We start from the raw sequence: 21,481 nt of genomic DNA on the forward strand, positions 1-21,481 counted from the left end.
TTACATATCCATCTCGTTGAAGCGTACCACCCAGTCATTGATAATGATGCTGGTGTTAATCCACTTCATGTTCTCGTCCAGGAAGAAAGTCATGTTGTATTCGTCCTGACGATCCAGATATTCCTGCTGGGTCATGTCGTGACCTTCGGCCTCGGTGAGCAATAGGTATTTTACCAAGGGGATGGAGAGTACGGTCTCGCCCGTATCCTTGTTGGTGATGGACAGGCGCGGATTTTGATCCACCATCAGTCGGCCTACGGTAATCTGGGCAATGGCCACGCTGATATTGCTATCCTCAGTATCGCCCTCGGCACGTGCGCCTTTTGTGTCCATGTCCGTGCTTCCTTGAACGCGGTAATAGGGATAATATGTTAATGTTTCGTCTTTCAACAGCTTGTTGTCATAGTTCATCAGGCCGTTGTCGTCCGTAATCGTGAATTCAAAGTTATCGACATCTACAGTCACTCCGTCCATTTGCTGGAGAATGATGCGGATGCTGTTGGTATTCTTCACCAACGGCACTGTCACCACCTGCGAGGTGGCAGCCCTGGAAAAGGATTGCTTGGTCACTTCGCCGTGCCACAACGAAGAAAGCTTGCTGTTAACGATAGCCGTTCCGTCTTCCGCACGGCTGTACATTCTGTCCATCTTGCATTGCAGCTCGTCCATCGAGGATTCCCCCGCGGTAACCAAAGGTACCGAGAATGAAGCTTCGTTATTCAAGCCCGCCCAAGTGATAAGATGATAGTCACCTGGTTCCAAATCTACTTTCATGGTATATCCGTCTTCACCCAAAACGTCACCTTCTTCCGTCTTCTGATACACCAATTTGCCGTTATCGTCAAAAGCATAAAGCGTAACAGTCCCCACCTCGCGTGAGAAAGCATCGGCATACTTCATGTTATAATCATATTTGAACTTCACTCTGTACTCTACAGAGCAATCCACATCTTCTTCATCGAGTATGCTGCCGCACGACACAATGGCACTTCCCAATGTCATCGCCATCATTAGGCTGAAAGAGAGTTGTCGGGCGAATGTTTTTACTGTTTTCATGCTTTTGTTTTTTTAATGTTAGAATATTAAAGAGAATAGCAGGGAGAGGAGGAACACTCCTCTCCTGCTTATATAATAGGGTTATTAATTAGAAATTAACAGTGTTAAAGCGTACAATCCAAGGAGCTATTGTAGTTGTCAGTTTCAAGTATGCACTTTCATCGTCTATTGTTCCACCATCTTCCGGTATAATTGTCGAGCTGCCGATTTCCTTGAAAGTTCCAATCTTCAATGAATAGATGTTGTTACGCATGATAGCATATTGCATATTGTTTTCGTTTCCTTTGAAATGTTCGATAGGTGCGTAGTAATAACAATATCCATCTGTATAAGTTACCAAATTCTCAGCCTTATAAGCCGGGTAAACAGATTTCAAAGCATCCATTGAACGGAAATACTGATTGGCATATTTATATATGGTACCTACATTAGTACCCTCATTATCCAAGATTTCGCCACGGAATACAATACCTGTTACCACGCCTTTTTGCTGGTGATCCTTTGTTACTGAATTTTCAAGGCAATAAGTCAGGAATGCATCGTTAGATTGTGCAATTTCACCAATTTCAACATCACTTGACTTAGGAAGGTCCTTCAAGAAAGCATTGTTATAAATATCCTGTGAAGTCTGTAATTCACCTACTGTATTGAAGAAATAATCTGTAGCTGTTTTATCTCCATCAGCCCACAATCCGTCTGTTAGTGTCACGCTATTCTTGTCCACTGACTTAGGATCTACCAAATAATCACTATTAGTCAATGTACCAAATGGAGAGATGGTACTCCAATCACTGGTCTTATGTCTTACCGCATAAACGGTTTTTGACAAGTTCACCATAGCATATTTATCCAAATACACAGTCCATGTCTCCTCTGCTGTTATAGAAGTTCCTTTTTCATAATGGAAAGCACCCGTTCTATCTGTTGCTACAAATACAGGAGCTTCTATTGAAGTCGTTGTTTCATTCTGTTTAACATTACCTTTATATTTATTATCAAGAGTTGACTCCAACTGATATCTGCCCGTTTCGTTTCCACCATTTAGCAAAACCCAAATTTCTGCATTATCAGCGTCAAGTAAAGCCTTGTTCAATTTAGTGATATAAATGTAGCTGGTTTTATCAGCTGTTGTTGTTTTCAACCATCCGTCAGTGGTTACCGTAGGGATAATGGTTACTTTAACCTTTACATTATATTTATTGTCATTATTGTTCGGTGTAAATGTTATCTTGGAAACCACACGCTCCACTCTTATGGCTTGAATGATAGGTTGTGTAGGGTCCTGACTTGTGATATTTACCATTGCCGCTTCACTATTAGCCATCATAAAATGATCTCTTGCCGATGTACCTTTCGTAACAACATCAACAGATGCGTCGTTAGAGCTTCCTGCGGTAATAGAATAATTTGTAACATACTCATATACACCGGCAGCTGTTGCACTTGTTTCTTTTGCCTTATTTGCTATATCTGCACAAGGATTCAAAATAACCAATACATTATAACTACCTGTTTGGTTCAATTGGAAGCTAGGTTCGTAAACGCCACTCGTTACAGTTATATTATCAGCATACTCCACTAATCCTGTCGCTGTATTTCCCTGAACCGGGCTAATGATAATGACAGCATCTTTAATACTACCTTCCGAGGGTGTTCCATTTTCCACATCATCTCCTGTTTCAGCATCGGCAGCACGTCCTGAACCTGTAGAAGTAGAGATACTTAATGTAAGGTTAGCTTTCACCTTTTCTGGTTGTTCAATATTGTTGTTTTCTACAATATCATCGTTTGTACATGCTACCAAAGCGGCGCAAGCAAACATTCCTAATAATAAACCCTTAATCTTCATAATCTTAAGTTTTTCAGTTTATAAATTCTTTATTTTTGTAATTTCTATTCTTGTTCATTGATATTGCAAAGGTAAAGGCCTTTTAAGGTTAGTCTTAATTGGTGTTTTCGGCAAAATAGATTGGCATCTTTGACAAAATGACTTTTGGAGTCTTTTTGAAGGGCATTTTCTTCATCCATGAATGAAACGCCCTATACTTTGCAAGAATCGCCACTTATATTTTTCGTAGCGATAAACAAAAAATACACCGCCATATATGTTTGCATTTTTCAATTTGTTAAATTGTTCAATATTCATCCTTTTGTCTAACTGAACTTCCTGTTACGCTTCCCCCTTTTGATACTCCTTCTGAAGTTGGTGAAGTGCATTTCATTCAAACTCCTTATTTATCTGGTACTTTCTTTCCGTATCGGATAGTCATGGAATATAGCGGATTCAGAGATTGCGGACAAGTGGGAGAAAATACTAAGAAATTCAGCTTCACGGCTACTACACTACGCCAGATTCAATCCGCACCTACAGTAGAGGTTCTTCAAAGAGATTGGTTCAAATCCAGCAATGAGGTATTTCCTTAAGGAGTCGTTCACAATTATTTCACCTAATATTCCGGTCTGAATTCCACTCATAATGCAGTTCCAAAAAGTAAGTGCAGTTCATGAAGCAAGTAAGTGGCCTTACTTTTTTTCTATAATATGGGTAACTGTCCGGATGAAAAAATAATAAAGATATTTGCGAGTATCTACTTATCAGGTTTAATAAATAGCTATAGCCATAAAATTCAAAATCCGGGAATAGACTCTACTACCCCGGATTTTACCTTGCGCTTTTCACAAAGAACAAGTTTCTTCTAACATCTTTTATTGTACTGTTTGTCTATATGTCTTATTTTCCAAAGATTGCATCATCTTTACGTTTATTGACCATTTCTTCCAAATTGGCACCGGCTTCAACAGAACCTTTGGCCTGCGCCTGTTTGAAATAACTTTCGGCAGAGTCGAGATCCCCTTGCAACAGTTTCAGCACGCCTCTGTTGTTCAGCGTCGCACTCGCTTGTGCATCAGCCTTATCCAAATAACGGACTGACTGTTGCAAGTCACCTCGTTGGAGTTCGATAGCGGCAGCGTTTATATTCGCTGTTGGGTCATCAGGGAACATGCGCACTGCCACATCGAACACTTCGTTAAACTCGTTGCTTCCCTTTTCGTATGTCTGAGCAACCAAGAACATTTCCTGCAAGCTCAACTGCTGGGGACGGGTTCTTATAATCTGTTTCGCTTCCTCTACATTGAATCCGCGTACTACATAACGCACTGTGTAATCAGAGTGACGCAAAGCCGGATAGCAATCTTGTAATAACGTGGCATATACTTTTCCACCATCCAAGGCTTTAATGCATCCCTCCTTCACATCATAATCGTTTTCATTCTTATCTATTATAGACAAAATTTCATCTTTCAGCGGTAAAGCATTCTTTGTGACATATTCACGCAATCCAGCCCAGTCTTCGGGCACAGAATTCACTTTGAACAGATCTGCTTTAAAACCATACTCGCTCATTACATAGTTCTTTAACGCTTCAGCACGACCTTGCGCCAGACGCGCATTAGCCGCATATCTGCCCTCAGGAGAGGCATAACCCACGATATCTATTTCAGTAACGGTAGTATTGGCATCATTCTTCACCACATCCACTGTACGCTTGATAGCTGCCAGTTCAGAGGGATTACGACGATAATCAGGATAAATCCTGGTCTGGTTTACCGGAAAATCCAAATAAGCACGGCCTTCTTCAGCACGATTCTTCACAGCCTCGACAGCAGGAGAAACAAATGCCACAGCAGGTTTCACCACATAACGCTCCAAATTGGCACGGGTCACAAAGGCGCTGCTTTCTTCTTTTTGGCAATTGGCACAACCACGGACATCAGCCAACAGTTCCAGTTCAGCACCATTCATCCATTTCTCGTATGGAATACGGGCTGAATAATTTACAGTCTGTTCCGTTCCATTCTTACGACGAAGAATGGTATATGCATCCGACGGAATACTGCGTTCACGCTGTTGCACGATGGAACGGATACGCCCATATACCCAAATAGCAGGCAAAATCCTGTTATAACTGTTATCCTGTGTCTTCAAAACCGGAGTCAGAGTTGCCACACAGTTGGAAGAAAGCTCCATTGCAGTCGGCAACGTGATATCCATTCCTATCATCACCTGTCCATTATCACTAATCAGGATTGACTGGTTGCTGACTTGTACCTGACCACCTGATAATGTCTGTGCACCTACCGGAATAGTCGGAATCAATAATATAAGAAGTATATAACATATAAGTTTCATAATCCGTAATTTTTAGAATATATAAATAAGATTCAGAGCAGCCTTAGTAGGACCCCAATAATTCTTGTTGGATTTCTTCAACATATCTCCACATTCTTCACACTCATATTTCTTATAACGCACATAAGCATAACCCAAGCCGATGGTGGCGCCCAGATTCCAATGACGTCCCAGCACGAACTGATAACCGTAACTGACACCGCCACCATAAAAATGTCCCTTATAACGGAGGTCTTTCAAATCATCGAAAGGAGAAAACGGCAAATCAATACCGGTAGTATTGTATGCTCCTCCCATTAAATGGAAACCGAAGAAATGACCATTGAACTTATCACAAAGCCAATAGCGCAACTCAGGCTGTACCATCACCAGTTTCAGCATTTTATTATCGCTGTATTTCCAGGGATTATAATAAAACGGAATATCCACTGTAAGCTTCTTACTCAACCCTACTTCCACTCCTAAGTTTGGTATGGCGACAGCATCCATCGCCACATTAGTTTTAACAGCCATCTGTCCATACATAAATAAGGAAGAAGCCAACAGACACACCCATGAAAATAAAAATCTTCGTATTACCATATTCTATTCTTTCTAGCTAAGTTATTGTTTACTTCACAAAGGTAAAGGCTATTTTTTTAACAGGATATTGGCAAATTAATCTTTATTAAGAGGTAGTTTCAGCAAAATGCAAAATGAACAAAAAACAATCCTAGTTCCTATTTTCGTCAAAAATAGAACATACATTCAATGAGAAACATTCCAACTATCAAATGGAACACCAACGGAGTTTTCTCCATTCATAGGTGAAACTCCTTTCATCATGATAGAAACGCCCCTTATATAGCCAAACACCCCCTTCTTTCCAACATAGCAGGCATTTTCATCAAAAAGAGGGTGTTTTCATCAAAAAAGCTTGAAAATAATTTGGATACATAAAAGGAATACCTATTTTTGTATCGGATGATAATGGGTCAATCATTCAAATAATCAAAAAACAATAAAAAATTATAGTTCTATGAAGGCAATGCATTTAATAATTGCCATGCTCGTCATGATGAGTTTGGCATCCTGCTCTGCAGATGGTAATGACCCCGTTGAAAACTCTGTTTCAACGTATCTCCTAGAAAAAACGTATGGAGCCAGAAGCGTTACATACAAAGAAAATAATTCTGACAAGTTAAAATTAAGTGAATTACCGGCTATCAGTCTTTCTGAGGCCGACCATATTCTATCTGTCCTACGAAAACATACTGATGCTCAAGAAGAACTTGATATTCGAACTGCTACCAAAGGAGAACAAACATGGCTGAGAATTGTAATGAAGCAAACAATAGATCATAAATATGCTTTCACTATCCAGCTGAATATGAACTGTTACAGTGACGGAAGCTTGTACTATGGCGGATATCAGGCGGAATGTTCTTCTTCTTTGATAAAATGGTATCTTAAAGGTTTTAGCCTGGCTACCGATAATGCCACAAAAAATTATAAATTCGAATCCCAAAGCTATATTTATATGAAAGTAATAGATAACGGAATCAAATATATGCAGATTCCTGTCACTATAAAAGGCAACTATAATCCCCGAAACCATGATGCTGCATTTTCCTACAATTTATGATATATAATGCAATAATCACTTTATAATATATACCATCATTCCCCCCTTGTTTCTAGCTTAGCCTACATACCTTAAAAAAAGCAAGAGACAAGGGGTGCACTTCATTCAAATACAATCGTCTAATAATCAAGGAAAAACAAAACAGTATGAATGAAATACCTACCATCCTTTATTTCCACCGAACCTGTTGATACTAAAAACAGAATATATTCTTATGATTTTTAGTTGGTTATGAAAATATAGTTTGCTATATTTGTAGGAATTCCTAAAATAGATTAAGGAATAATATCAGGCAGATTGTACGTGACCAATTTGATTACAGGGGAATAAAAGTGAAACAATTTATTATAATGAAATCTTTAATAATCACCTTATTATGTAGTTTTTGTCTATCAACTACTAATGCCCAAAGTTATTTCCGCCAGTGTGGTATCCAACTACTTACCAAACAAAACGGATTGAGCAACAATACATTGACTGGAATCTATCAGGATAAAGCCGGCTTTTTATGGTTAGGAACCGATGTTGGACTGAGCCGCTATGACGGAATACATTTTCATAATTACAATTTGATTGATAAAGAGCCACGTGCCTTAGCTCATTTATATGAAACATCAAACAATCTGCTATGGTCCCATATCGCCAATTTAAACCAAATAGCATGTTTTGACAAGATGCGTGGAATCTATATGCCACTTATCTCACCTACCCCTGAGGTATTGAAAGATATACAGGATATATGTGTACTGCAAGACAAATTATATGCCTTGACCTCCAATGTCATAGTAGAGTTAAAGATGGAGAAAAATGCAGATGAAATAAGACTGACCGCCCAACCGCTTATAGATATAAAAACAAAAGTCCTAAGACTTTATAATAACGAAGATATTTTATGCGCACTGACAGTAGAGAATCAAATCTTACTTTATAACGTTTCCGATAAAAGTAGCGAGCATATAAATGGAACCGATCTAGGTATTGTGAAAGCCGACAACATTGAGAAAATACATATATATAATAATAATGTGTGGATCTGTGACCAAACCGAAGGAATCATCTGTTATAATACAAACACTAAAACATCCCGCACACTGAATGACAACAGCCAGTCATCCTTCATTCAAAAAGATATACGCGATATTATCCAGATAGATAAAACCACATTCATTATAGCCACATGGAGTTCACTGTCAGCCATAAGATTTGAAACGGACAACTACCTCCAGTCGCCATTCCACATTATAGACCTGACCCAACATGATTCTTACTATACCCCTATCCTCAAAAACAGAATTACCGACATCCATTTTGACAAATCCAACAATGTGCTTTGGGTAGGAACTTTCGGCAGAGGATTACTGAAACTGAATCTCAAAGGAAACGATATCAACCGTATCCTGTTGAACGATGAAATAAGATATGTGAATGGTATAGCACAAGATGCCGATGGATACATCTGGCTGGTCACCGAAAAAGATGGCATATATAAAAGTATAGAAAATAAGATCTTCCCCAATCTGCGCTTTTCCTTATGGGAGAAAAGTAACAAGAATAATCATTATTGCCTGCACAAAGATCGAAATGGAGGACTATGGTTCGGCGATAACAAAGGAAACATTCTTTGGGTAAATCCTACTACTGGTGAAACAGTGATTCACCAACTACCCCCCGAAACAGCAGACTCTGCTGTAACTGCTGCTATCTTGAAACTATATCTAAACTCACAAAACCATTTATGGATTGCCACCGAAAAAGGAATAATGGTCTATAACCATCAGACACACGAATGTATAGCAGCACAACCTTATACGAAAGAATTCAAAAAAATAACCGCTATATGCGAAGATGGAGATGGAACCATGTGGCTGGGTACTGAAAAAGGGATACACCGTGCCAACTGTAAAGGGAAACAAATAAAATTCACTGGTGGTTATGAAAAGGAAAGAAACCTGACACCCGGAAAAGTATTAGCACTTTATCTGAACAACTATAACCAACTGCTTATCTCGTACACTGATAAAATTATCCAAATAGACGGAAAAGAGAAAACCATATCCTCTATCATGATCTTACAAAAAGACTTGCCTAACGGACACATAAGCTGTATGATAGATGATAAGAACGGAAATACCTGGCTGGGAAGCAATGCTGGTTTTATCACATTGAATAACAAGAACAATGCATCATATACCTACGCATTACCGGAAAGTTATTACGATGTATGTCGGCTGAATGACGGGAAATTGCTATGGGCGAACTCTACAGGATTACTCTATTTTGAACCGCGCACTTTAAAAGAAAGTTCAAGTAACTGCCAATTCCATATCTCCGATATAGATATTAATTACAATAAAGTAGAAATAGGAGAAAAAATAAACGGACAAGTCATTCTGGACAAACCTGCGTACCTGATAGAACATTTATCTTTAGACTACAATAACAACAACCTGATTCTCTATTTAAGTGATCTGAAATACGGAACCTCGCCCAACACAGTGAAATATCGCCTGTTACCCACAGAAGAAAAATGGAATACGAATTATGACGATCATATAAAACTCAGCAATATCCCTCCTGGGAAATATGTACTGGAAATACGCTCGTCTTATCCGTTGGAAGAAAATAAACAAATAACCCGGTTATCTATCAATGTAAATAGATATTGGGCTGCAACCGGATGGGCCATCGCCGCATACATCCTGGCTATTATCATTATTTCTTTGCTTACATGGATGTACTTTAACCGGAAATTACAGAAACGGCAAGTTTACAAGGCCAAAGAAGTGAAACTGAAAGAAAAGCTGGAAGAAGAAACGGAAATAAGAAAAGAAGAAGAGAAAAACCATCAATTGCGTGACCAAATCAGATATATGCTGGCACAGGAATTACGCACCCCGTTATCACTCATCACCGCTCCGTTAAAAGAAATGATTACTAATACGGCCTTCCCGGAATCATTCCTGCAAAAAGCAAAAATGGCCTATCGGAATTCAATCAGCCTGCAAGACATTTGTAACCAGCTATTGAATATTCATCAGCAAGAAAGTTACAGTCTTAAATTGAATGTGGCCCCCTATCCCGCCAGCGTGATAGCCGACACTGTAGTTCGTGCCTCTCACGAGCTACTGAACGTCAGTCCCATTAACCTGCATTATGACAAAGACAACAAAATAAATACAGAAATATGGATTGACCGGAAAAAGATAACCTTTATTCTAAGTAATATATTATCCAATGCCTATCGGCATATCTCGTATTCCGGTTCCATCCGTTTTACTGTAAACACCAGTATTATCAACGGAAAGGATTTCTGCCTTTTTACTATAGAGGATGACGGGAAAGAAATGATAGAAGAGTCCTCTGTTATCTTCCTTGGATCGGATAATTACAACCCTCCAAGCAACCGGCTACACCCCGAATTAGGCATTGAAATTATGAAAACGACAGTACTCGCCCACCACGGTGATATCCAGATCACTCAAGAAAAAAACAAAGGAACCCGAGTTGTCCTTTATATCCCTCTAGGTAAGCAACATTTGAAAAATGATGAAAACGTATGTTTCATCGAACCCGAAACAATAGCGGAAGATCCAAATAAAGCAATGATTACCGCAGAGGATAAGAGACAACAGGAAATAGCAAACAGCATAACTGCCAAACCTATTGACAACCCCGAAACCAAATACAAACTACTGGTTGTTGAAGACCATGCAGATATCCGCCTCTATCTGAAAGTATTATTCTCTGCTACCTATAATATTATTATGGCGGAAAATGGGGAAGAAGGAGTAAGAATAGCGCGTAAAGAAATACCGGATCTTGTAATAACGGATGTCATGATGCCTATCATGAACGGTTTTGAATGTTGCCGTATCCTAAAAGAAGATCTAAAAACTTGCCATATCCCTATTATTCTACTGACAGCTTTGACAGATGACGAAAATATAGTGAAAGGAATAGAATTAGGAGCTGATGACTATATTCTGAAGCCGTTCAATCCGGAGATTCTCCGCACCAAAGTAAAACGTTTAATAAAAAGCCGGACTGAACTGAAACAGATTTATACCAAACTACTAATGCCTTCCATCACCGTCAACGGCTCGCAAGAAGAAAATACGGAAACAATCATCATAGAAGACCCGTTCATCACACAAATTCTGAATATTGTAAATGAGAACCTGCAAAATCCGGAATTCAATGTGAAAAAACTGGCCGAAATGCTGAATATGAGTCAACCTACCCTTTACAGGAAAGTAAAACAACTCACTAATTTCACTATCATAGAATTAGTAAGAGGAGTCCGGTTAAAATGCTCTGCCGAATTACTGAGAAGCCGCAAATACAATGTTCAGGAGGTGGCCGAAATGGTTGGTTATAATGACATCCCCACTTTCAGAAAGCACTTTGTCGATTTCTATGGCACTACTCCCTCCACATTTAATAGTAAAGAAGATACGGAAGATAAAAAATAATCGTTAACAGCCAAATATTTTTTGAATTAAAAATCGTACCTTTGCAGCCAAATATATAGGTATAGTATGCAAGACATTAGAAACATTGCGATCATCGCCCACGTAGACCACGGAAAAACAACACTGGTGGACAAGATGATGCTGGCGGGACATTTGTTCCGCAACGACCAGACAAATGGTGAACTGGTATTGGATAATAATGACTTGGAACGCGAAAGAGGGATAACTATCCTTTCAAAGAACGTTTCAATTAACTACAAAGGAACAAAAATCAATATTATTGATACTCCGGGACACGCCGACTTCGGTGGCGAAGTAGAACGTGTACTCAATATGGCTGATGGATGTATCTTATTGGTAGATGCATTCGAAGGCCCGATGCCGCAGACACGCTTCGTATTGCAAAAGGCGTTACAGATCGGTTTGAAACCTGTAGTTGTTGTGAACAAGGTGGATAAACCCAACTGCCGTCCGGAAGAAGTATACGAAATGGTATTCGACTTGATGTTCAGCCTGAATGCTACAGAAGATCAGTTGGACTTCCCCGTTATTTATGGTTCTGCCAAAAATAATTGGATGAGTACTGACTGGAAGACCCCAACAGAAAATCTGGTTCCGTTGTTGGATGCTATTATTGAGCACATTCCAGCACCGAAACAGCTAGAGGGAACTCCTCAAATGTTAATCACCTCTTTAGACTATTCAGCATATACAGGTCGTATAGCTGTGGGACGTGTACATCGTGGTACCCTGAAAGAAGGTATGAATATTACACTGGCAAAGCGTGATGGCAGTCTGATAAAGTCTAAAATCAAAGAACTACATACTTTTGAAGGCTTAGGACGTAAAAAGACAGATGCCGTTTCATCGGGAGATATCTGTGCTGTAGTAGGTGTAGAAGGCTTCGAAATTGGTGATACCATCTGCGATTTCGAAAATCCGGAACCATTGCCCCCCATCGCCATTGACGAACCGACCATGAGCATGTTATTCACTATCAACGATTCTCCTTTCTTCGGCAAAGAAGGTAAGTTTGTGACTTCACGCCACATCCAAGATCGCTTGACCAAAGAACTAGATAAGAACCTGGCATTGCGTGTACGCAAAAGCGAACTGGAAGACGGTAAATGGATTGTATCAGGACGTGGTGTACTTCATCTTTCTGTACTGATTGAAACCATGCGCCGCGAAGGATACGAATTACAAGTAGGACAGCCTCAGGTTATTTTCAAAGAAATAGACGGAGTAAAATGCGAACCTATCGAAGAATTAACGATCAGTGTGCCCGAAGAATATTCCAGTAAAATGATCGATATGGTAACCCGCCGTAAGGGTGATTTGGTTTCTATGGAAACACAGGGTGACCGCGTAAACATTGAGTTTGATATGCCTTCGCGCGGTATTATCGGTCTTCGCACCAATGTACTGACTGCATCGGCCGGAGAAGCGATCATGGCCCACCGCTTTAAATGTTACCAACCATACAAAGGTGAGATAGAACGTCGCAGCAACGGTTCTATGATTGCTATGGAAAGCGGAACAGCTTTTGCATACGCTATTGACAAATTACAGGATCGTGGCAAATTTTTCATTTATCCGCAAGACGAAGTATATGCCGGCCAAGTGGTAGGTGAACATGTTCATGAAAACGACTTGGTGATCAATGTAACTAAATCGAAAAAGCTTACCAATATGCGCGCATCAGGTTCTGATGACAAGGCACGCATCATTCCTCCGGTAGTATTCTCGTTGGAAGAAGCATTAGAATACATTAAGGAAGATGAATATGTAGAAGTTACTCCAAAGAGTATGCGTATGCGTAAAGTGATTCTTGACGAAACAGAACGCAAGAGAGCCAACAAAAGCTAATCAATCTACATTGAATATAAAAAAATCCCGAAGGCCATATTACCTTCGGGATTTTTTATCTCTAATCTACAAACTTCACTTTACTAACCTCTCTAGGTTTAGCAGCCGGCATTTCATCGGGATAACCGAAAGCAATCGCATAAAGCAACTCATACCCTTCACTGAATCCCAACTTTTTCATATATTCCGCAGCTGCAGGTGATTTCATGAAACGCACAGGTCCTCCCAAACAACAGGAACCTATTCCCATTGACCAGGCAGACAAAATCATATTCTCACCCAACAAACCACAATCGATCTGTGACATATCATATGCAGGATCGTTAGCAATAAACACTACTGTAGGAGCATTATTGAACATATTCTTAAATCCCGGACGTTCTGCCGCTTTGGGATTTTCTTTTTTGAATATTTCAGTCAAACCATTGATAAATTCCGGATTATCTACTACACGAACCTCCCATGACTGTTTATTCATTCCATTAGGTGCATTGATTCCACATTCTACTATAGTCTGCATCTTTTCACGCTCCACAGCCTCGGGCTTATACTTCCGTATACTACGGCGACTCATAATAGTTTCTACCACAGGGTTTACCTGGCTCACGGAAACACTATCCGCAACAACTTCCTTCTGTCGGGAGCCTTGCGATGTACAGCTGCATAATACGAACATGCCTGCACCAACTAACATTAATCTAAATAATTTCATTTGCTATCATATTTGGTTTGCAACAAATCTAGGCATTTTCAAGCATAAAAAAAAGTGGTTCCTTTATAAGGAACCACTTTTTATATGTTAAATCTGTAAAATTCAAATTACAACTTCGGACCAGCAGCAACCAATTTCTTACCTGCTTCGTTACCAGTAAACTTAGCAAAGTTCTTAATGAAGCGACCAGCCAAATCTTTAGCTTTTTCATCCCACTGAGCAGCGTCAGCATAAGTATCACGAGGATCAAGGATCTTCGGATCAACACCCGGCAATTCTGTAGGAACAACGAAATCGAAGTAAGGAATAACCTTAGTAGGAGCCTTATCAATAGAACCATCCAGAATAGCATCAATGATACCACGAGTATCACGGATAGAGATACGTTTACCAGTACCGTTCCAACCAGTGTTAACCAAGTATGCTTTAGCACCAGTCTTTTCCATCTTCTTAACCAATTCTTCAGCATACTTAGTAGGATGCAATGACAAGAAAGCAGCACCGAAGCAAGCAGAGAATGTCGGAGTCGGTTCAGTGATACCACGTTCTGTACCAGCCAATTTAGCTGTAAATCCAGACAAGAAGTAATACTGAGCCTGTTCAGGATTCAAGATAGATACCGGAGGCAATACACCGAATGCATCAGCTGACAAGAAAATAACTTGTTGAGCGTGAGGACCTTTAGAGATAGGTTTAACAATGTTTTCGATATGATAGATAGGATAAGAAACACGAGTATTTTCTGTTACGCTCTTATCAGCGAAATCAATCTTACCGTTAGCATCAACTGTTACGTTTTCAAGCAAAGCGTCACGTTTGATAGCAGCGTAGATATCGGGTTCGCTTTCCTTATCCAAGTTGATAACTTTAGCATAGCAACCACCTTCGTAGTTGAATACACCTTCGTCATCCCATCCGTGTTCATCGTCACCGATCAACTTACGTTTCGGATCAGTAGACAAAGTAGTCTTACCTGTACCAGACAAACCGAAGAAAATAGCTGAGCTAGTTCCTTCCATATTTGTATTAGCAGAGCAGTGCATAGAAGCGATACCACGAAGCGGGTTCATGTAGTTCATGATAGAGAACATACCTTTCTTCATTTCACCACCGTACCAAGTATTCAGGATAACTTGTTCTTTAGTCTTCAAGTTGAAAACAGTAGCTGTTTCAGAGTTCAAGCCCAGTTCTTTATAGTTGTCAACTTTTGCTTTAGAAGCGTTGAAACATACAAAATCAGGTTCTCCATAAGCTTCCAGTTCTTCAGCAGTAGGACGGATGAACATGTTAGTTACGAAGTGAGCCTGCCAAGCTACTTCCATAATGAAACGTACTTTCATACGAGTTGCAGCGTTAGCACCGCAGAAAGTATCAACAACGAACAAACGCTTGCCGCTCAATTGTTTTACAGCTTTAGCTTTCAAATCAGCCCAAGCTTCTTCTGTACAAGGTTTGTTATCATTTTTATATTCGTCAGAAGTCCACCATACTGAATTTTCAGAAGCTTCATTCTTAACGAAGAATTTATCTTTAGGAGAACGACCTGTGTAAACACCAGTCATTACGTTTACAGCACCCAGTTCAGTAACCTGTCCTTTTTCGAAACCTTCCAATCCCGGTTTAGTTTCTTCAGCGAAAAGCACATCATAAGAAGGATTGTGGAGAACTTCCTTCACGTCGGTAATACCGTACTTGCTTAAATCTAAATTTGCCATTTTTTAATGATTTAATTTGGTTATTGTATAATGTTATTTTACTCTTTATTTTCTGAGAGAAGATGTTTTTCAACACCCCCTTGTCTAAGGCGCTACAAAATTAGTGCTTTATTTTAAAAAAAAGAAGTTATTAGAGAAAAATTTCCGTAATAATCAAATATTTATATTTGTGTAACAAAAATGCAATTCGTACTTTACAAATCTAGAAATTATTTGTTTCTTTGCAGGTCAAAGTCAACAATATAACAAAAGCATAGATATGAAAATCATCAATCTCAGTGAAGGCAATTCTCTCCTAAACCAATATGTAGCGGAATTGCGCGATATACATGTTCAAAATGACCGTATGCGTTTCCGCAGAAATATTGAAAGAATAGGAGAAATCATGGCATACGAGATGAGTAAAGCACTAACCTATTCCGTAAAGCAAGTACAGACACCCTTGGGAACTGCCACGGCCAGCACACACGATGACAAAATAGTGATTGCAACGGTATTCCGTGCCGGACTGCCGTTGCACACCGGTTTTCTGAACATGTTCGACCATGCCGACAACGCTTTCGTTTCCGCATTCCGTTTTTACAAGGATGACGAGCACCATATTGTAGATGTGCACATTGAATACATCGCCGCCCCTTCATTGAATGACAGGACCTTGCTTCTCGTTGACCCCATGCTTGCCACCGGTGAAAGCATGGAACTTGCCTGGAAAGCTTTCCTTACCAAAGGCAAACCCGCTAAATTGCAAATGGCCTGTGTCATTGCCAGCCAACAAGGGGTAAAGCATATGGCAGAACTTTTTCCCGGCGATGATGTCACATTATGGTGTGCCGCCATAGACCCTGTCTTGGACGAGCACAAATACATTGTTCCGGGATTGGGGGATGCCGGTGATTTAGCATTCGGCGAGAAACTTTAGGGCTCAAACTATAAAGACAGTTTCACGTGTGTTCGCTTGCACACACTAAAATTCTAAATTAAATGGTTAGTAACCGGCAATTATTCACAGCCTATTACTAACCATTTAATTTTTAAAACAGTTCTGTAGATCTGGTCCCTACAGGGAAGATGAAAAATCTTATTTCACTTCCCAAATATCATTTGTCATCAGTAATTCCTGGAAATTATGATATTTTTTCTTTGCGGCCACTTCTTCAATCTGTGCATTAACAGCGTCATCATAAGTAGGCGCCTCCACATCACGGATCACCCCTAATGCAACCGGAAAATCCGGTCCTTCCATCAATGCCAGTTTCAACTGCAAAGTATTATCCATACAATGAGCATCGTGCACTAAAATATCTTTTTCCGTCACACCATTCTCACCAAGCTTTACCACTTTCAGTCCGAAACCTTCCTGCATCAGCCCGTATTCTTTGTCTACACCAAACAACATCGGTTTACCGTGTTCTAAATAAATGGCATTCTTTGAACGACCTTCTTTCGTATATACTGATTCGTGTGTTCCATCATTAAAAATGACGCAGTTCTGAAGAATTTCACATACAGCCGCACCTTTATGATTGGCAGCAGCTTTCAGAATCTCCACTGTACCAGGACCATCCGTAGCTACCGCACGGGCAAAGAAACGTCCACGCGCACCAAAACATAATTCAGCCGGATGAAACGGATCTTCCACAGTGCCGTAAGGAGATGATTTGCTAACAAATCCACGGGGAGAAGTCGGAGAATACTGTCCTTTGGTCAAACCATATATACGGTTGTTCAACAAAATCATATTCAAGTCGATATTACGACGAACGGCATGTATAAAGTGATTTCCACCAATAGCCAGCCCATCACCATCCCCTGAAATCTGCCAAACAGTAATCTTTGGATTAGCCACCTTGCAGCCTGTAGAAATAGCTGCCGCACGACCGTGCACAGTCTGCATGGCATATGTATTCATGTAATAAGGCAGGCGGCTGGAACATCCGATACCCGAAATAACGGCAGTATCATGAGGAGCCACTCCCAATTCAGCCATCGCTTTGTGCAGCGAAGCCAAGAAAAAATGGTCACCACAACCCGGACACCAACGAGGTTGTCCCTTTTTGAAATCTTTTGCTGTATATTCGTTCATAGTCTTTACTTTCTTTACGGTTATTATTTATTTAAAATCTCAGTGAAAGCATCAACTAACTCGCTGACTACGAACGGCTGGCCTTTTACCTCATTAAACTGATAAGGAACAAATCCGTCCACTTTCATACGGAGATATCCGGCAAACTGACCAAGATTCTGCTCAGCCACGACTACCTTCTTATATTTCTTCAGCACTTCTGCCGTATTTTGAGGCAGCGGGTTCAAATGAACAAAATGTGCCAAAGCAACCTTCTTGCCTGCATGGTTCATTTCCTCCATTGCTGAATACAAATGACCGTAAGTTCCACCGAAACCCACTATCAACAAATCTGCATCCTCTACGCAGCCTTGCACCTTAACATCAGGCACTGGAATTTTAGCAATCTTCTCGGCACGCAAACGGCACATCAAATTATGGTTTTCAGGCTCGGTAGAAATAGCACCTGTATCACTGTCTTTTTCCAAGCCTCCCAAAATATGCATATAACCTTCCTGTCCCGGCAATGCCCAATAACGGACACCTGTTTCAGTATTACGCTTGTAAGGAGTATAATTATCCTTCATTTCCGGAGTAACATAGGGTGGGTTAATAGCCGGATAGTTTGCCAGATCAGGCAATTTCCATGCGCCGGAACCATTTGCTACAAAACCATCAGTCAGCAACACCACCGGAGTCATGTGTTCCAAGGCAATCTTACAAGCATCATAAGCAGCATCAAAACAATGAGTTGGAGAAGCTGCGGCAATGACCGGCATAGGAGATTCACCGTTACGGCCAAACAAAGCCTGCAATAAATCTGTTTGCTCAGACTTAGTAGGCAAACCAGTAGAAGGACCGCCACGCTGTACATTAATAACCACCAATGGTAATTCTGTAATAACAGCCAGATTCATAGCCTCTGATTTCAGACAAACACCCGGCCCCGAAGTAGAAGTAGCCGCCAACGCACCTGCAAACGAGGCACCGATAGCCGTAGCGCAACCTGAAATTTCATCTTCACATTGAACAGTAGTCACTCCCAATGATTTATGTTTAGAAAGCTCATGTAAAATATCTGTTGCCGGAGTAATGGGATAAGATCCCAAGAACAAACGCAGGCCTGCTTTCTCGGCAGCAGCGATCAAGCCATAAGCCGTAGCCTTGTTTCCGCTGATATCCATATACTTTCCGGGGACTTTAGACTTAGTTTCCACCTTATAAGTATGATCCACAGACGCATGGGTATTGTGGCCATAATCATATCCGGCGTGTATCACTTTAATATTCGCTTCAGCTATTTGCGGCTTCTTTGCAAATTTCTCGCGCAAAAAATTTTCAGCAACCGCCAGGTCACGATTAAACAACCAGCAAACCAATCCCAAAGCAAACATATTACGACATTTCAACATTGACTTGTTGTCCATGCCTGTATCTGCCAGACAGTCTTTCACCATCTGTGAAATAGGAGCAGCAATTACATCCTGCTTAATACCCATTTCTTCAATCGGATTGTCTGTTTTGAAAGCCGCCTTGTCCAGATCTGATTTCTGAAAACAATCTGTATCAATAATGATACAAGCTGTGGACTTCGCAAATTTGTATTGTGTTTTCAATGCAGCGGCATTCATTGCGACCAATACGTCGCATTTGTCACCAGGAGTAAAAACTTTACCCGCACCAATATGCACCTGGAAACCTGACACACCGGTCAACGAACCTTGCGGAGCACGTATATCCGCCGGGTAATCGGGGAATGTACTGATATCATTTCCCACTGTAGCCGAAATATTAGAAAAGATATTTCCGGCCAGCTGCATACCATCGCCTGAGTCGCCTGAGAAACGGACCACCACTTGGTCCAACTCCTTGACTATCATTTCATCTGCCATAACTTATTATTTAGGGTTACAAAATTTCACTGTTTGCAAAGTTCGGAAAGTTCTGTCAAAGGACAAAATATTCCGCTGTCAAACTACGTTTGAATATCAAAATGTACAAAATTAAAGGTTTATTTATTTCCAAGCTAAGAAAAAGTAGAGATAATTACCTGTTTAAAAGCATAAATTTCTATCATTATGACAGCAGCAAAAACGATTCATTTTTACAATTTATTATTTTTATCCATGTTTTATAAACAACATGAAAGTTCATAGCAGAATAATAACATTATTAGATTATAAAAAACAGACAAAAAACAACAAAACAACAAAGAAAGGATTATTTTCTTCCCACTTAAGACATTTTTCGATCTTTCATATTGCCATTTTAACAAAAAGGAGTACCTTTGTAGCCATAAAAGGGCCTTGTAGTTCAACGGATAGAATAGAAGTTTCCTAAACTTTAGATAGGGGTTCGATTCCCCTCGGGGCTACAAAAGCAGTAAACAATTACTATACAATCATTTACTGCTTTTATTTTATCTAGAAATTCTTTAGATTACTTATTTAATCACCCCAAGTTCTTTACCCACTTTAATAAATGCAGCAATTGCCTTATCCAAATGTGCCTTTTCATGACCGGCAGACAATTGGACGCGGATACGTGCCTGCCCTTTCGGAACAACCGGATAATAGAAACCAGTTACATATATGCCTTCTTCCTGCATCTTGGCAGCAAAATCCTGAGACAGTTTCGCATCATAAAGCATCACAGCACAAATCGCGCTCTGAGTTGGTTTGATGTCAAAACCAGCAGCCAGCATCCTGTCACGGAAATAATTCACATTATCCATCAACTTAGTATGCAAGGCATCACTTTCCTTCAACATCTTAAACATTTCCAAGCTAGCACCGATAATGGCAGGAGCTACAGAATTAGAGAATAAATAAGGACGTGAACGCTGGCGCAACATATCAATAATTTCTTTCTTACCGGTGGTAAATCCTCCCATTGCCCCACCAAATGCTTTCCCTAATGTACCAGTAAAAATATCCACACGACCGTATGCTTTAAATTGTTCGGCCACGCCATGCCCTGTAGGACCTACTACACCGGCCGAATGAGATTCATCCACCATTACCAACGCGTCATATTTTTCCGCCAGTTCACAAATCTTATCCAATGGAGCCACATTACCATCCATCGAGAATACACCATCTGTAGCAATAATGCGGTGACGCTGTGCCTGCGCTTCCTGCAAACAACGTTCCAAGTCAGCCATATCAGCATTAGCGTAACGATAGCGTTTTGCCTTACACAAACGTACACCATCTATAATAGATGCATGATTCAACGCATCTGAAATAATAGCGTCTTCTTCTGTAAACAGCGGTTCGAACAAACCACCGTTAGCATCAAAACAAGCAGCATAAAGTATAGTATCTTCTGTTTTAAAATAATCAGAAATGGCAGCTTCCAGCTGTTTGTGTAAATCCTGAGTCCCACAGATAAAGCGTACGGAAGACATACCGAAGCCATGTGTATCCATTGCCTCTTTGGCAGCATTGATCAAACGTTGGTTATCTGACAAACCTAAATAATTGTTGGCACAAAAGTTCAACACATCTTCTCCGTCATTCACCTTGATGTCTGCACGCTGAGGTGTGGTAATGATACGTTCATTTTTATACAATCCGGCTGCCTTAATATCAGCCAGTTCCTTCGCAAGGAACTCCTTCATTTTACCATACATAGCTTTGTTTTTTTATTAAGTATATAGTTTAAGTTTAAAAATCAGTCTGACTTGACAAAGTTCTTATTTTTTTTTGATATCCAATTAAATTATAGAGAAAATTTTGATAAAATATGCAGTTTTCTATCTATCTTTGCTTCCAAAA

The 21,481-nt window shown here is 40.1% G+C and carries 13 protein-coding genes and 1 tRNA gene; 5 read left to right on the plus strand and 9 right to left on the minus strand.

The window, feature by feature from the left end:
• From GKD17_RS21345 to GKD17_RS21360, 4 genes are all read right to left on the minus strand, one after another.
• Window positions 1-1,056, minus strand: coding sequence for a FimB/Mfa2 family fimbrial subunit (locus GKD17_RS21345; RefSeq protein ID WP_007833696.1), 1,056 nt, complete (start codon window positions 1,054-1,056; stop codon window positions 1-3).
• A gap of 88 nt (window positions 1,057-1,144) precedes the next feature.
• A complete protein-coding gene (locus GKD17_RS21350) occupies window positions 1,145-2,905 on the minus strand; it encodes a fimbria major subunit (protein ID WP_007833697.1) in 1,761 nt (586 codons plus the stop codon).
• A gap of 882 nt (window positions 2,906-3,787) precedes the next feature.
• Complete coding sequence (locus GKD17_RS21355; protein WP_007833702.1) at window positions 3,788-5,248, minus strand: DUF3868 domain-containing protein; 1,461 nt, start codon at window positions 5,246-5,248, stop codon at window positions 3,788-3,790.
• Window positions 5,249-5,260: 12 nt separating this feature from the next.
• Window positions 5,261-5,830, minus strand: coding sequence for a DUF3575 domain-containing protein (locus GKD17_RS21360; RefSeq protein WP_032935893.1), 570 nt, complete (start codon window positions 5,828-5,830; stop codon window positions 5,261-5,263).
• Between the two features lie 436 nt (window positions 5,831-6,266).
• Between GKD17_RS21360 and GKD17_RS21365 the strand changes: the two genes are divergently transcribed.
• The 3 genes from GKD17_RS21365 (at window position 6,267) to typA (ending at window position 13,213) form a co-directional block, all read left to right on the plus strand.
• Window positions 6,267-6,872, plus strand: coding sequence for a DUF5033 domain-containing protein (locus GKD17_RS21365; RefSeq protein WP_007833707.1), 606 nt, complete (start codon window positions 6,267-6,269; stop codon window positions 6,870-6,872).
• Window positions 6,873-7,222: 350 nt separating this feature from the next.
• The gene (locus tag GKD17_RS21370; RefSeq protein WP_007833710.1) at window positions 7,223-11,344 is read left to right on the plus strand and encodes a hybrid sensor histidine kinase/response regulator transcription factor; all 4,122 of its coding nucleotides are present in this window, start codon (window positions 7,223-7,225) and stop codon (window positions 11,342-11,344) included.
• A gap of 66 nt (window positions 11,345-11,410) precedes the next feature.
• Window positions 11,411-13,213 carry a translational GTPase TypA gene (gene typA / locus GKD17_RS21375; protein ID WP_007841350.1) on the plus strand — a complete coding sequence of 601 codons (1,803 nt, stop codon included), beginning with the start codon at window positions 11,411-11,413 and terminating at the stop codon, window positions 13,211-13,213.
• 61 nt (window positions 13,214-13,274) lie between these two features.
• On the opposite strand, the gene GKD17_RS21380 is transcribed toward typA, so the two are convergent.
• Both GKD17_RS21380 and pckA read right to left on the minus strand, forming a co-directional pair.
• Window positions 13,275-13,925 carry a nitroreductase family protein gene (locus GKD17_RS21380; protein WP_007833714.1) on the minus strand — a complete coding sequence of 217 codons (651 nt, stop codon included), beginning with the start codon at window positions 13,923-13,925 and terminating at the stop codon, window positions 13,275-13,277.
• A 107-nt stretch (window positions 13,926-14,032) separates the two neighbouring features.
• Window positions 14,033-15,640: a phosphoenolpyruvate carboxykinase (ATP) gene (gene pckA / locus GKD17_RS21385; protein ID WP_007833719.1), complete on the minus strand. Its 1,608-nt coding sequence runs from the start codon at window positions 15,638-15,640 to the stop codon at window positions 14,033-14,035.
• Between the two features lie 259 nt (window positions 15,641-15,899).
• Between pckA and upp the strand changes: the two genes are divergently transcribed.
• Window positions 15,900-16,559 carry a uracil phosphoribosyltransferase gene (gene upp / locus GKD17_RS21390; protein ID WP_007833722.1) on the plus strand — a complete coding sequence of 220 codons (660 nt, stop codon included), beginning with the start codon at window positions 15,900-15,902 and terminating at the stop codon, window positions 16,557-16,559.
• Between the two features lie 159 nt (window positions 16,560-16,718).
• On the opposite strand, the gene GKD17_RS21395 is transcribed toward upp, so the two are convergent.
• Window positions 16,719-17,723, minus strand: a complete 1,005-nt coding sequence (locus tag GKD17_RS21395; RefSeq protein WP_007833723.1) for a 2-oxoacid:ferredoxin oxidoreductase subunit beta — start codon at window positions 17,721-17,723, stop codon at window positions 16,719-16,721.
• 23 nt (window positions 17,724-17,746) lie between these two features.
• The gene (locus GKD17_RS21400; protein ID WP_007833738.1) at window positions 17,747-19,594 is read right to left on the minus strand and encodes a 2-oxoacid:acceptor oxidoreductase subunit alpha; all 1,848 of its coding nucleotides are present in this window, start codon (window positions 19,592-19,594) and stop codon (window positions 17,747-17,749) included.
• A gap of 410 nt (window positions 19,595-20,004) precedes the next feature.
• Between GKD17_RS21400 and GKD17_RS21405 the strand changes: the two genes are divergently transcribed.
• Window positions 20,005-20,076, plus strand: a tRNA-Arg gene (locus GKD17_RS21405).
• A 69-nt stretch (window positions 20,077-20,145) separates the two neighbouring features.
• Here the strand turns inward: GKD17_RS21405 and kbl are convergent.
• On the minus strand, window positions 20,146-21,336 hold the full coding sequence (gene kbl / locus GKD17_RS21410; RefSeq protein ID WP_007833739.1) for a glycine C-acetyltransferase: 1,191 nt from the start codon (window positions 21,334-21,336) through the stop codon (window positions 20,146-20,148).
• Window positions 21,337-21,481 lie beyond the last annotated feature (145 nt).

It is taken from the genome of Phocaeicola dorei, assembly GCF_013009555.1.
GTDB lineage: Bacteria > Bacteroidota > Bacteroidia > Bacteroidales > Bacteroidaceae > Phocaeicola > Phocaeicola dorei.

What these genes read in the sequence shown, in the direction of transcription:
- pckA (WP_007833719.1), bottom strand. Translation starts at nt 15,640, where the DNA reads ATGGCAAATTTAGATTTAAGCAAGTACGGTATTACCGACGTGAAGGAA.
- GKD17_RS21360 (WP_032935893.1), bottom strand. Translation starts at nt 5,830, where the DNA reads ATGGTAATACGAAGATTTTTATTTTCATGGGTGTGTCTGTTGGCTTCT.
- GKD17_RS21370 (WP_007833710.1), top strand. Translation starts at nt 7,223, where the DNA reads ATGAAATCTTTAATAATCACCTTATTATGTAGTTTTTGTCTATCAACT.
- GKD17_RS21400 (WP_007833738.1), bottom strand. Translation starts at nt 19,594, where the DNA reads ATGGCAGATGAAATGATAGTCAAGGAGTTGGACCAAGTGGTGGTCCGT.
- kbl (WP_007833739.1), bottom strand. Translation starts at nt 21,336, where the DNA reads ATGTATGGTAAAATGAAGGAGTTCCTTGCGAAGGAACTGGCTGATATT.
- upp (WP_007833722.1), top strand. Translation starts at nt 15,900, where the DNA reads ATGAAAATCATCAATCTCAGTGAAGGCAATTCTCTCCTAAACCAATAT.
- GKD17_RS21380 (WP_007833714.1), bottom strand. Translation starts at nt 13,925, where the DNA reads ATGAAATTATTTAGATTAATGTTAGTTGGTGCAGGCATGTTCGTATTA.
- GKD17_RS21365 (WP_007833707.1), top strand. Translation starts at nt 6,267, where the DNA reads ATGAAGGCAATGCATTTAATAATTGCCATGCTCGTCATGATGAGTTTG.
- GKD17_RS21355 (WP_007833702.1), bottom strand. Translation starts at nt 5,248, where the DNA reads ATGAAACTTATATGTTATATACTTCTTATATTATTGATTCCGACTATT.
- GKD17_RS21350 (WP_007833697.1), bottom strand. Translation starts at nt 2,905, where the DNA reads ATGAAGATTAAGGGTTTATTATTAGGAATGTTTGCTTGCGCCGCTTTG.
- GKD17_RS21395 (WP_007833723.1), bottom strand. Translation starts at nt 17,723, where the DNA reads ATGAACGAATATACAGCAAAAGATTTCAAAAAGGGACAACCTCGTTGG.
- typA (WP_007841350.1), top strand. Translation starts at nt 11,411, where the DNA reads ATGCAAGACATTAGAAACATTGCGATCATCGCCCACGTAGACCACGGA.
- GKD17_RS21345 (WP_007833696.1), bottom strand. Translation starts at nt 1,056, where the DNA reads ATGAAAACAGTAAAAACATTCGCCCGACAACTCTCTTTCAGCCTAATG.